The organism is Embleya hyalina (genome assembly GCF_003967355.1).
GTDB classification, from domain to species: Bacteria; Actinomycetota; Actinomycetes; order Streptomycetales; family Streptomycetaceae; genus Embleya; species Embleya hyalina.
In genome coordinates this window covers 1-11,765 of the sequence record NZ_BIFH01000052.1, presented here as the reverse complement: position 1 = coordinate 11,765, position 11,765 = coordinate 1, and the positions used below count along the sequence as shown (strand labels likewise).

General features: G+C 71.7%; 9 protein-coding genes. 3 read left to right on the top strand and 6 right to left on the bottom strand.

Annotation, left to right across the window (positions count from 1 at the left end):
- Positions 1-543: 543 nt before the first annotated feature.
- On the bottom strand, positions 544-1,962 hold the full coding sequence (locus EMA17_RS46620; RefSeq protein WP_126643309.1) for a DNA-binding protein NsdB: 1,419 nt from the start codon (positions 1,960-1,962) through the stop codon (positions 544-546).
- A 230-nt stretch (positions 1,963-2,192) separates the two neighbouring features.
- On the bottom strand, positions 2,193-2,414 hold the full coding sequence (locus EMA17_RS46615) for a hypothetical protein (protein ID WP_126643308.1): 222 nt from the start codon (positions 2,412-2,414) through the stop codon (positions 2,193-2,195).
- On the opposite strand from EMA17_RS46615, the gene EMA17_RS46610 reads away from it, so the two are divergent.
- Positions 2,413-3,300 (top strand): aminoglycoside phosphotransferase family protein, encoded by an 888-nt coding sequence (locus EMA17_RS46610; RefSeq protein ID WP_126643307.1) that lies wholly within the window; start codon positions 2,413-2,415, stop codon positions 3,298-3,300. The two genes, EMA17_RS46615 and EMA17_RS46610, sit on opposite strands and share 2 nt — an antisense overlap.
- A 125-nt stretch (positions 3,301-3,425) precedes the next feature.
- On the opposite strand, the gene EMA17_RS46605 is transcribed toward EMA17_RS46610, so the two are convergent.
- The gene (locus EMA17_RS46605) at positions 3,426-3,908 is read right to left on the bottom strand and encodes a hypothetical protein (RefSeq protein WP_126643306.1); all 483 of its coding nucleotides are present in this window, start codon (positions 3,906-3,908) and stop codon (positions 3,426-3,428) included.
- Between the two features lie 309 nt (positions 3,909-4,217).
- Positions 4,218-4,421: a transcription antiterminator/RNA stability regulator CspE gene (gene cspE, locus EMA17_RS46600; RefSeq protein ID WP_020557813.1), complete on the bottom strand. Its 204-nt coding sequence runs from the start codon at positions 4,419-4,421 to the stop codon at positions 4,218-4,220.
- A 904-nt stretch (positions 4,422-5,325) separates the two neighbouring features.
- Here cspE and EMA17_RS46595 point away from each other — a divergent pair.
- Both EMA17_RS46595 and EMA17_RS46590 read left to right on the top strand, forming a co-directional pair.
- Complete coding sequence (locus EMA17_RS46595; protein WP_126643305.1) at positions 5,326-6,708, top strand: GlnX family signal transduction membrane protein; 1,383 nt, start codon at positions 5,326-5,328, stop codon at positions 6,706-6,708.
- 275 nt (positions 6,709-6,983) lie between these two features.
- On the top strand, positions 6,984-8,666 hold the full coding sequence (locus EMA17_RS46590) for an acyl-CoA synthetase (RefSeq protein WP_126643304.1): 1,683 nt from the start codon (positions 6,984-6,986) through the stop codon (positions 8,664-8,666).
- A 102-nt stretch (positions 8,667-8,768) separates the two neighbouring features.
- Here the strand turns inward: EMA17_RS46590 and EMA17_RS46585 are convergent, their stop codons facing one another.
- Positions 8,769-10,310 (bottom strand): acyl-CoA synthetase, encoded by a 1,542-nt coding sequence (locus EMA17_RS46585; RefSeq protein ID WP_126643303.1) that lies wholly within the window; start codon positions 10,308-10,310, stop codon positions 8,769-8,771.
- A gap of 192 nt (positions 10,311-10,502) precedes the next feature.
- The gene (locus tag EMA17_RS46580) at positions 10,503-11,366 is read right to left on the bottom strand and encodes an oxygenase MpaB family protein (protein ID WP_126643371.1); all 864 of its coding nucleotides are present in this window, start codon (positions 11,364-11,366) and stop codon (positions 10,503-10,505) included.
- Between the last annotated feature and the right edge of the window lie 399 nt (positions 11,367-11,765).

The following is an 11,765-nucleotide window of genomic DNA, read 5'->3' as shown; positions in this document are numbered from 1 at the left end:
CCCGTCCGTGCCGCGTCGGCCGCCCACCGGGTCATGCCCGCCCGCGCGACGACGCACGCCCGTGCGGAGACGGCCACCCGCCGAGGGACGCCCGTCCGCGCCGTGCCGGCCGCTCGCCGAGTCAGGCCCGTCCGCGCGGTGACGCCCGCCCGTGCGGAGACGGCCACCCGCCGAGGGACGCCCGCCCGTACCGTGCCGGCCGCCCGCCGGGTCACGCCCGACCGCGCGGGACGCCTTGGCATTCGCGCGTAGCGCCCGTCCGTGCGAAGGCGGGGCGGCCGGCGAGGGACGCTCGTCCGTGTCATGTCGGCTGCCCACCGGGTCACGCCCGCCCGCGCGGTGACGCCTGTTCGTGTGAAGGCGACCACCCGGCGAGGGACGTCCGGCCGTGTCGTGTCGGCTGCCCGGTGGGTGACGGCCGCTTGTGTCGGGGGCGGCTGTCGGGGCGGGGATGGCCGGTCGCCTGGTGGTACTTGTCGGGTGAGCGGGGGCGGGTGGTGGCTTGTCGTTTGGGGATGGGTGCCCGGTCGGGGGTGGGGGCGTTCAGGTGCCCTCGGCGAGTTCTCGGCGGAGCGCGTGTACCTCGGGGACGTCGCGGTAGCGGTCGGTGAGTTTGCGCAGCACCTCCAGGCGGTCCCAGGTGCGCTTGGAGCTGACCTCGCCCGCCGCGCGGACCGCGAGCCTGGCGTGGTGCGCGCCCCGGTCCGGTTGGCCGTCCAGAAGGCATGCCGAGGCCAGCGAGATCAGGTCGAAGGTCTTCGCCCGCTCGTGCCCCTTGGTACGCAACTCCATGGCCTTCTCCGCGTGTTCCTGCGCGCGCCCGGCCGCCGTCGGGTCCATCTCGGCCAGCGTGCGGTACACCAGTGCCTGCATGCCGTGCAGGTCGGCCGCGTCGAAGAAGGCCACCCAGTCCGGATCCTCCTCCGGTCGCGACCGGCCGAACTCCGCCTCGGCCCGACCCAGCGTGCGCCGACAGTCCGCCGCCCGCCCGAGCGCGGCCTGCGCCCACGCCTCCACCGTGTGGAACATCGCGCGGGTGGTGGCACCCGCCCGATCGCCCGCCGTGCGCTGCGCCAGTTCGATCAGCGCGAGCGCGTCGGCCGGGCGCTCCAGGTGCACCATCTGCCGCGCCGCGCGCGACAACGCCTCCGCCGCGCGCGGGAGATCACCCGCCTCCCGGGCCGCGTGCGCCGCGATCACGAAGTAGTTCTGCGCGGTGGGATCAAGGCCCACGTCGTGCGACATCCAACCCGCCAGCGCCGCGAGGTTGGCCGCCACGTGCCACAGCCGGCGGGTGACCGGCAGCGGGTTGGGATAGGTCAGCAGATTGCCGACCTCGTTCAACTGGCCGATCACCGCCTTGCGTTGCAGCCCGCCGCCGCGATCCGCGTCCCAGGTGCGAAAGACCGTGACCGCGTTCTCCAGCGCGCCGACCTCCTCGGCGCCGATCGGGCCGGCGTCCGCGAGGCCGTAGGACACCGGATCGGCCGGCGCGCCGCGCGGGTGGGGCACCCCGAGACCCGGGCTGAGCCAACGATCGAAGTTGGCCACCAGCGCCGGACCGGCGACCAGCGCGAACCCGCCGCCGGTGAAGCCGTGCCGGTTGAGCATCAGGTCCATGCCGGTGAACTCGGTCAGCGCGGTCACCGTACGATCCGTGCTCCACGGCAGGTCCTCCTGGACGACCTGCGCGTTGTGCCGGGGGCGGCCGGTGAGGCCGAGGTCCTCGGAGGTGACGACACGCCCGAGCCGCTCGGTGAAAAGCGCGGCCAGGACCCGGGGAACGGGGTCGCGCGGACGCTCGCCGTCCTCCAGCCAGCGCCGGACCCTCGAGGTGTCCGTGGCAAGCTGGGGATGGCCCATCGCGGCGGCCCGGCGGTTCACGAGTCGGGCGAGTTCGCCCTTGGACCACCCGGTCAGGGCGAAGAGGTCCACCAGTTTGGTGTTGGGTTCCCGGCGCATTGCAAACCGCCCGTTGATGTGGGGACCGTGGCTCGAAAGCGTCCTCGGGAGGCCGCCTGCCGGACCGAGGCTAGCCGGGTACGGAGCAGCCGGCTCCGATTCGCCAGGGTTCGCCAGGGTGCGCCACGTGGATCACCACCCGGATTCGGGAGTGTTGTGGATGGTGGATCCGGCACGTGGGCCCCCACCCGTCGCGCGGCCGGATCCGCCCCTCGGCAGCGCAGGAAGGTTTACATGTCATCCACGACGTCCACCACCCCGGGCCGCTCGACCACCCCAGGATCCGCCGCCTCCCGACCGGGCATCCCCGGTCCGAACAGGCGTATGCCGACCGGTGGTTCGGCACCCGCCGGCTCGGTGGCGGCGTCGAACACGGCGATCTCGGCGAACGCCGCGGTCGCGACCGGCGCGGCCGTGGCCGCCGGTGGAGCGGGCCCGGGAGTACCTCGCATGTTGCAACAGGGTCCGGGTCCGGAGGCGGTCGCCGCGCTCGCCGCGCGGGTCTGTCCCGGTTTCACCGCCGGAGCGGTATTGCGGCGCACGCCGCGCTCGTTGCTGCTGTCCGGCTCGGTCGGGCGCGGCCCGGTCGTGGTGAAGTACCTGACCGACCCCTCTCCGCACTGGCTCCAGCGTTTCCGGCACGAGGTCAACGCGTATCGCACCTTCACCCGCCAACGGCCGCCGGTGCGCGTGCCCAGGCTGATCGCCGCCGATCCCGAGCGGCGCATCCTGGTGATGGAACACGTGGCCGGCCGACCGGCGGCCAACGAACGCCACCCGGGTACCGCGCTGGCCCGGGCCGACGTACGCGCGGTCCTGCACACGTTCGCCACCCTGAACCGGTGGAAGCCCCCGCCCGGGTCGTTCCCGCTCGCGTTCGACTATCCGGCCCGGGTCGACCGGTACCACAAACTCGGCCTGCTCACCGATCGCGACGCCGGCGACCTGGCCCAGCTGCTCCGCGGCCTCAGCCGGGTGCCCGCGCAGTTCTGCCACGGCGACGCGGTGTTGTCCAACGTGCTGCTGACCGCCCAGGGCGCGGCGCTGGTCGACTGGGAGTCGTCCGGCTACCACCTGCCGGGCTACGACCTGGCCGTGTTGTGGACCCTGCTGGCCCGGGATCCGATGACCCGCCGGCAGCTGATCCAGACCGCCCAGCAGTCCGGCTCGCTCTCGCGCGACGCGTTCCTGGTCAATCTGATGCTGGTGCTGGTCCGGGAGATCCGGCTCAACGACGTGGGTCCGGTCGGCGAGGAGCAGCGCCGATTGTTGCGCCGGCTGCACGACGACTGCGGGATGGTCCGCCGAGCGGTGCGCGCGGCGATCGGCACCCGGTAGCGCGGGCGGCGCGACCGGGCTGCTCGGGCTCGCGGCGGGGGCACGTCGCCTCGCGGCGCGTGCGCCCGCCGTGCGGCGGCTCGCGGCTCGTCGGCGCGAGCCCGCGAGCCCGCGACCCTGCGGGCTCAGCCGCCGAAGGTGTCCGCGTCGATCGGCTTGAGGAGTTGGAAGACGTCGTCGGTGATCGGGCGATCCCAGGTCACGATGCGCACCAGGACGTTGTCGCTGCGGTCGAACTCCACGCAGGCGAGCCGTCCCTCGGCGTACTTGACCTTGCGCACGATCAGCAGGTCGTCGCCGAGCATGATCGGGGTGTCCTCGGTGGACAGCTCCTCGGGCATCTCCTCGTGACCGAGGGCGGCCACGAGCTGCTGGGCCTCGATCCGGCCGACGCCTTCCTCCCGCGCGGGCGAGCCGGGCGGCAGGTTGCCGATCAACATCGCGGGGCCGCGGTTGGCCAGCAGGTCGTAGCGGACGAAGATCCCCTGACAACTGCCGTCCTCCCCGGGCAACATGGCCACGACCACGGAACCGGGCCAGTCACCGAACGGGATGGCGAGAACGTCGAAATCCGGCCCGGACGGGGGGCGGCGGCGCAGGAAACCCATACAGACATGCTAGTGGCCCCCCAACGTGCCGCCGGCCACACCCACCGCCGTACGGGCGCCGGTTGCGGCGGGCCGGGGGAACGCGTCGCCGGGTGGGTGGCGGGGCGGCGGGCGCATGGGGGTGGCGGGCCTGCCGGGGCAGCGGGGCCACCGTCCTGTTCGGGTGGGCCGCCGGGCCGCTGCCGCATCGAGCCGGGCGGGGCACCGTACCCGCGGGGCATCGGCCCCGGAAAAGCCCCAAGGCCCGCACCCTGCACGGGCGCGGGCCTTGCTAGGTCTGCGGTCCGTTGCCGGAGCCGCGGGACCGATTCAGAGCGGGCGAACCATCTCGGCCTGCGGGCCCTTCTGACCCTGCGTGACCTCGAACTCCACGCGCTGGTTCTCCTCCAGCGAACGGTAGCCGTTCGTCTGGATGGCGGAGAAGTGGACGAAGACGTCAGCGCCGCCGTCGTCCTGCGAGATGAAGCCGTAGCCCTTGTCGGCGTTGAACCACTTGACCGTACCGGTGGCCATGTCTTGATTCCTTCACGTAACCCACAGACACCACACCTCGTGATGCCCGGGTCGCGAACCGTCGAGTGGTCCCACTCCCCGCGTTACCCCGGGATGCCCTCGCTGTGAGGAGCGAAAAACGCCCACGGCTGTTGATGTCCGCAGGCGTTGGACGTGCGAGGGAACTACATCTACTGCTGCAACCGCGGACAACGCTACATGCCAAAGACTGCTCCGCAACAGCCCTTCGCAGTGCGAATCCGCCCGTCACCAAAGCGGTTAACGGGGGGCATAGCCGGCACACGCCGCGCGGTTCATCCGCGTGGGTGACACAACTGGGCGCAACCGAGGGCTGACCAAGCGTCAGTCACAGGCACCCGCCGACCGGGGCGCGCGACCACCCGAACCGCGCGCCGGCGGACCGCCGGAGCGAGGGGGAGGGCTCGCCGAAAGGCTCCCGAAAGCCGCCGAAGGGCGGCCGGGCGGAGGCGGGCGGATCGCCGGCGGGGCGCGGGCCGGGGAACCGGAGAGCCGGGGAATGGGGAACGGGGGCTGGGGAACGGGGGCTGGGGCCGGAGGGTCGGAGGCCGGAAGCCGGGGAACCGGGGGGCGCCAGGGCCGCGACCGGGGTCGGGGGTGGGGCAATCGAGGTGCCGGGACTCGGGGAACCGAGGAGTCGGAGGACCCGGAGCCCGGAGCCCGAAGGGCGGCGTGGAGGCCCCCCGACGAGTTCGCGGGGCACGGGAGGCTTGAGGAAGCGAAGGACGCGGAGGGTGCCGAACGACCCGCCGGACCCTGAAGCGTCTCGTGGGAATCCGCCGGATCCGCCCGAACGCCCCTCGAACACACGGATGTTCACGAGACCTTCGTGTCCGCGCCACCGTTTCACCGTTGGGCCTTGGCGACTTGTGCCTACCGTTTCGTCATGGCTGCATCGACTGCCCCGCCTGCACCCCCGACCCCCGCGTATGTGCCCTCGCCGACGCGGGTCGCGCCAGTGGGGCCGACTTCGGACGGGGCGGTGGCCCGAATACCCCTGCGACTGCCCCGGGGGCTGCGGCCGATGGGGGCGGTGCCGGCGAGGCTGTACGGGTTCGTGGCGCTGGTCCTGGCCGGCATCGTCGTACTCGCCGCCGGGATCGCGGTCGGCACCGGCAACGCCAGGTCCGGGCTCGACGAGGTCGCGCACACCTCGGCTCCCCGTGCGCGGGCCGCGGCCGATCTGTACTTCGCGCTCGCCGATCTGGACGCACAGGTGGCCAACGTGCTCCTGGTCGGCTCCGACGAGCAGATCGGCAACCGGCAACTGGCACTGCGGCAGATGCGCCAGCGGCGCGCCTCGGTCACCGAGAACATCCAGAAGCTCGCCGCGGGCGGCGCCTCCTCGCGGACCGTGCAGACGCTGATCGACGGGCTCGGCAAGTACGACGCGTATGTCGCGCAGGCCCGCCTGGAGGACGATCAGGTCGAGAACCGCGCCATCGCCAGGCCGCCGGTCGTCGCGCTCAACTACTTCGTGAACGCCACCTCCCTCCTGCACGACGAACTGCTGCCGGCCGCCGACGCGCTCGGCCGCGGCGCCGGCGAGAAACTGGCCGCCGACGCGGACGCGGACCGTACACACGCGCGCTGGGCGGCGCTGGCCATCGGGCTCGCCGGCCTGCTGCTCGTGGTGGTCCTGATCGTCGGCCAGGTCTGGTGGGCCCGCCGCTTCCGTCGGGTGGTGGTTCCGGGGCTGGCCGCGGTGACCATCGCGGTGGCCGCGCTCACCGGCACCGCCGCGGTCCTGTTCACCGACCACGCGTCCCGGCTGCGCGACGCGGAGACCCAAGCGTTCGATCCGTTCCTGACGCTGGCCCGGGCCCGGGCGACGGCGTCCGAGGCGAACGCGGACGAGAGTCGGTTCGTGATCCTGCCCGAGCGTGCCCGGGCCTACGGCCAGGGCTTCAAGGACAAGGCGATCCAGCTCGACAAGGCCGTGCCGAACCGGCAGGTCGCCACCCGCCTGGAGGCCTTCCGCCGCGACGACCAGGCGCTGCGGGCGGCGGTGGCCGGGGGCCGGCTGGATGTCGCCGTCGGGCTGGCCACCAACGTCGGCCGCGGCAACCTGGCCTTCGACTTCTACGACTACCAGACCGCGCTGGCAGCGGCTGCCGAGGCGGAACACACCGACTTCGAGAACCGCACGGACGACGCCGCCGACGCGCTGACCGGCTGGCCGTGGGCACCGATCGGGGTCCTCGGGGTGTGCGTGGTCCTGGTCCTGGCGAGCGCCCGACCGCGACTGCGGGAGTACGCGAAGCGCTGAGGCGGCCGTTCGGGGCGGGGACGGAGGCACGAGACCGGGGCGGCGGTCGCGGCGAGCGAGCGCGGGGCCGTACCGGCGGGTGCTACCTCCAAGCGCTACCGGCGGGTGCTACCTCCAGGCGCTACCACGGGCACCATCGACGGGCACGACGCCGCCGGCTCATATCTTTGCCACAGTCAAGTGTTGGCGACGGTCGCGGGCATCACAGTTTCCCGAGGGCATCCAAACGATATTTCCTCTGGAATATCCACCGGCCCACGCCTTACGCTCCGCCCATGGAATTCAACCTTGCCGACCTCTTCGAGCGCGCGGCCGGGGAATACCCCGAACGCGAGGCGATCGTCGCGAACGGTGAACGCCGTACATATGCCCTTCTGGAGGAACGGGCGAATCGCCTCGCCCATCACCTCCAGGACTCCGGGGTCCGGCCGGGCGACCATGTCGCGGTCTACGCCTTCAACATCATCGAATGGGCGGAGGCGATGCTCGCGATCTACAAGATCCGAGCCGTCTGCATCAATGTGAATTTCCGTTATGTCGCGGACGAGCTGGCCTACCTCCTGGACCAGGCGAAGCCCGTCGCCATGGTCTTCCAGCGCCGGTTCACCGAGCGGGTCGCCGAGGTCGCGCCCAAGGTCGCCTCGCTGCGCCACCTGCTCGTGGTCGAGGACGGCACCGAGAGCGGCGGCGCCGACCCGGTCACCGCGGAGTCCCTGGGCGCGCTGCGCTACGAGGACGCGCTGGCGGCCGGCTCCCCCGCCCGCGACTTCGGCCCGCGCTCCGGCGACGACCTGTACCTGCTGTTCACCGGCGGCACCACCGGTCTGCCCAAGGGTGTGGTGTGGCGTCAGGAGGACGTCATCTTCGCCCTCGGCGGCGGCATCGATCCCACCAACGGGCAGCGCGTCTCGCAGCCCGAGGAGATGGTCGAGAAGGGTCGCAACGGGCAGATGACCACCTTCCCGATCGCGCCGCTGATGCACGGGGCGACCCAGTGGGGGGTGCTGCAGAACCTGTCAAAGGGGCACCGTGTGGTGCTCATCGACAAGTTCGACGCGCACGACGTGTGGGAGCGGGTCGAGGCGGAGAAGGTCAACGTCGTCCTGATCACCGGCGACGCGATGGCCCGTCCGCTCCTGGAGGCCCTGGACGAACCGCGCGACGGGCGCGCCGCCTACGACCTGTCCGCCCTGTTCGCCCTGTCCTCCAGCGCGGCGCTGTTCTCGCCGTCGCTGAAGGAGGAGTTCATGGAGCGCCTGGGGATCGTGGTCAGCGACGCGATCGGCGCCTCCGAGTCCGGTGCCAACGGCGTAGGTGTCGCGGTCAAGGGCCAGACCGAGCAGCAGAGCGGGATCACCGTCAAGGCCGTCCCCGACTCGGTCGTGCTCGACGAGGACCTGAACCCGCTCCCCGCCGGCGTGGTCGGCCGCCTGGGCCGCAAGGGCAACATCCCGCAGGGCTACCTCGGCGACCCGGTCAAGACCGCCGAGGTCTTCCGCACCGGCCCCGACGGCACCCGCTACGTGGTTCCGGGCGACTACGCCCGCCTCGAGGGCGACGGCCGGATCACCCTGCTCGGCCGCGGCTCGGCGACGATCAACTCGGGCGGCGAGAAGATCTTCACCGAGGAGGTCGAGGGCGCGGTCAAGGCCCACCCCGAGGTCTACGACGCGATCGTGGTCGGCGTCCCGGACCCGCGCTGGGGCCAGACGGTCGCGGTCGTCGTCCAGCCCCGCGAGGGCCGCACCCCGAGCCTGGCGGCGATCCAGGAGCACTGCCGAACCAAGATCGCCGGTTACAAGGTGCCCAGGGTGATGCGCGTGGTCGAACAGACCCAGCGCACGCCGACCGGAAAGCCGGACCTGCAATGGGCACTGGCGATCGCGTCGGCACCGGAGGAAAGCAATTCCGCTTCTCCTTCTCCGTCTGCTTCAGCCTCTCCCTCCGGTTCCGCATAGCGCCACTACCGCCGCCACCGTGGCCCGAATGGTTCGCGGCACGAAAATGAAACGCCGAATACACCGCCCGGGATTTCCCGGGCGGTGTATTCGTATATCGGCTCAGACCGCCCGCTCGCGCCCCTCCCAATAAGGATCCCGAAGTCGCCGCTTCTGCAGCTTCCCATTCGGATCGCGCGGCATCGTCTCGACGAAGTCCACGCTCCGGGGCCGCTTGTAGCCGGCCACCTGCCCGGCACAGAACTCGAGCAGTTCCTCGGCCAGGGCCGGACCGGCCACGAAGCCCTCGTTGGCCTCGACGACGGCCTTGACCTCCTCGCCCCAGTCCTCGTGCGGGATGCCGAACACCGCCGCGTCGCCGACGGCCGGGTGCCGCAGCAGCGCGCCCTCGATCTCGGCGGGGTAGATGTTCTGACCACCGGAGATGATCATGTCGATCTTGCGGTCGCGCAGGTACAGGTAGCCGTCCTCGTCGAGCAGGCCCACGTCGCCGACGGTGAACCAGTCGCCGATCCGGCCCTTGCGGGTCTTCTCGTCGTCGCGGTGGTACTTGAACGTCCCGGCCCGCATGAGCATGTACACGGTGCCGACCTCGCCGGCCGGCAGCCGGTTGTCGTCGTCGTCGAAGATGCCGATCTCGCTGATCGGCCAGGCCTTGCCGACCGTGCCGGGCCGATCCAGCCACTCCTGCGCGGAGCAGAACGTGCCGCCGCCCTCGCTCGCGGCGTAGTACTCCTCGACGCAGGGCCCCCACCACTCGATCATCGCCCGCTTGACGTGCTCGGGGCAGGGCGCCGCGCCGTGCACGGCGTGCCGCAGGGACGACACGTCGTACTCGGCCCGCGCCTCCTCCGGCAGTTGCAGAAGCCGGTGGAACTGGGTCGGCACCATGTGCGTGGTGGTGACCCGGTAGCGGTCGATGAGCCGCAACATCTCCTCGGGCCGCCACTTGTCCATCAGCACCACGGCGTGCCCGATGTGCAGCGACTGCTGCGCGTGCTGGAGCACGGCCGTGTGGTACAGCGGCGAGCCGACCAGGTGCACGTTGTCGTCGTACGGCTTGACGCCGTAGATCAGCAACGTGCCGCCGTAGCGGGCCTCTTCGGGCGAACCGCCGGACAGCGGCCGACGCACGCCGCGGGGACGGCCGGTGGTGCCCGAGGTGTAGTTCATCGTCACGCCGACGCTGCGCTCGGTCGGCGGTTCGGCCGACTGCCCCCGGCTCAGCTCCGCGAAGGCCCGAAAGCCCGGCACCGCCCCGACGGCGAACCGCGCCGCGGCCGGCACGCGGGCCTCGTCGGCCGCGGCCACGATCGTGTCCGCGAAGCGCTCGTGCCCGATCAGCACCTTGGCTTCGCTGTCGGCGAGGATCCAGGCGATCTCGGGGCCGACGAGGTGATTGTTGACCGGCACCAGGTACATCCCGGCCTGCGCCGCCGCCATGTAGGCCACGATGTACTCGGCGCAGTTCGGCAGGATCGCGGCGAACACGTCGCCGGTCCCCAGCCCGGCCGCCCGCAGACCGTGCACGAGCCGGTTCGACGCGGCGGACAACTCCCCCGCGGTCCACTCGGCACCATCGGGATCCACCAGCGCGAGCCGGTCCGGATTGGCCTGCGCATGGGCCCAGAAGCCGTTCGCCACGTGCGGTTCCCTTCGAGCTGCCCGGTTACTTGACAATGTCTGACATTGTGACGGGAGCAGGCCCAGAAAGAAAGGGTGCCTTACTGATTCCTGACCAAGTGGGCCCGAGGAAGGCAGAGGCGGAGGCGGGAGTGGAAGCGGGAGCGGGGACGGAGACGGGACAGGACCCGAGGGATCGGGGAAGCAGGAACCTCAGTCGCCGGTACCGACACCGGTACCGAGCTTCGGCAGCCGGGCGGGCGACGGCTCGGCCTCCGGACCGAGCCGGTCCATCGCCCCTCTGATGTGCGGCGACGGGTACACCGCACGAATCACCGGCGTCGCGGCCCCGACGACCCGACGCAGCACCTTGAGCCCGGGCCGAGCCACCACCGACGGCAAACCACGCTTGCCGTACAGCTCCTTGGCCCAGTCGGGCAACGCGGCGTACGCCAACTCGGCGACCTGTCGCCACAACACCTCGCGCCCGAGCACCAACACGAACGGCACCGGCGGTCGCCGCAGGAAGTCGAACACGTCCTGCGCTTCGTCGGACATGGCGAGTTCGGGCCGAATCCCGTCGAAGTAACGATCGAGATCGGCCAGCGAGCCGGGCACGTCGTCCGCGGCGAGTCCGACCAGTTCGGCCGAACGACGCTGCTCGTCCAGATACCGATCGGCGAGCGCGTCGGTGAGCGGGAACCCGGCCTGCCGGGCCACGGAGAGGTAGGACCCCACCTCGGCGCAATGTATCCAGCGCAGCAGCTCCGGGTCGTCTATGCGGTACTTCTCCCCCGTGGCGGGGTCGACGGCCCGCAGCCCGGCATGAATCCGCCGCACCCGGGTCCCGGCCCGCTCTGCCTCGGCCCGCGGCCCATAGGTGGTCACTCCGACGAAGTCCGCCGTCCGGAACAGCCGCCCCCAGGGATCCTTCCGAAAGTCCGAGTTCTGCACCACGGCCCGCACCGCCCGAGGATGCAACGCCTGCAGATAAAGCGCCCGCACCCCGGCCACCCACATCACCGGATCCGCGTGCAACTGCCAGGTAACGGAGCCCGGCCCGAACAACCCGGCCATCTCGGCCCCAGCTACCTCGTCAACGCCCCATCGCACGTCGCCCACCGACCCACCCTCCCGAACCCGAACCGCACCCCGCCTGGCCCTACGAGGGTACGACCCCATCCACACGCCCCCGAGCCCAGTTTTCCAAGCACCGCGGCACGGCGGAACCACCAACCCACGTACGGCCCAACGCAGCTGGGCGGGACATGCCATGCCATCAACCACCCCGCTCCACAGCCGCCCGGGCCGATTGGTTACACGGGCTGGGTCGAAGCTGGTCTGGGTCGTGGGGTGGGCCGCGGGCGGCGTGCGGGGCTCCGGGACTGGGGGCTTGCGGCGAGACGGGTGTGTTGCTCACCGAAAAGCGGCCCGCAGCGGTGGGCGGGGAGGGCGGTCGGGTCGGGTTCGCCGGGC

What these genes read in the sequence shown, in the direction of transcription:
- EMA17_RS46620 (WP_126643309.1), bottom strand. Translation starts at nt 1,962, where the DNA reads ATGCGCCGGGAACCCAACACCAAACTGGTGGACCTCTTCGCCCTGACC.
- EMA17_RS46610 (WP_126643307.1), top strand. Translation starts at nt 2,413, where the DNA reads ATGTTGCAACAGGGTCCGGGTCCGGAGGCGGTCGCCGCGCTCGCCGCG.
- EMA17_RS46615 (WP_126643308.1), bottom strand. Translation starts at nt 2,414, where the DNA reads ATGCGAGGTACTCCCGGGCCCGCTCCACCGGCGGCCACGGCCGCGCCG.
- EMA17_RS46605 (WP_126643306.1), bottom strand. Translation starts at nt 3,908, where the DNA reads ATGGGTTTCCTGCGCCGCCGCCCCCCGTCCGGGCCGGATTTCGACGTT.
- cspE (WP_020557813.1), bottom strand. Translation starts at nt 4,421, where the DNA reads ATGGCCACCGGTACGGTCAAGTGGTTCAACGCCGACAAGGGCTACGGC.
- EMA17_RS46595 (WP_126643305.1), top strand. Translation starts at nt 5,326, where the DNA reads ATGGCTGCATCGACTGCCCCGCCTGCACCCCCGACCCCCGCGTATGTG.
- EMA17_RS46590 (WP_126643304.1), top strand. Translation starts at nt 6,984, where the DNA reads ATGGAATTCAACCTTGCCGACCTCTTCGAGCGCGCGGCCGGGGAATAC.
- EMA17_RS46580 (WP_126643371.1), bottom strand. Translation starts at nt 11,366, where the DNA reads ATGGCCGGGTTGTTCGGGCCGGGCTCCGTTACCTGGCAGTTGCACGCG.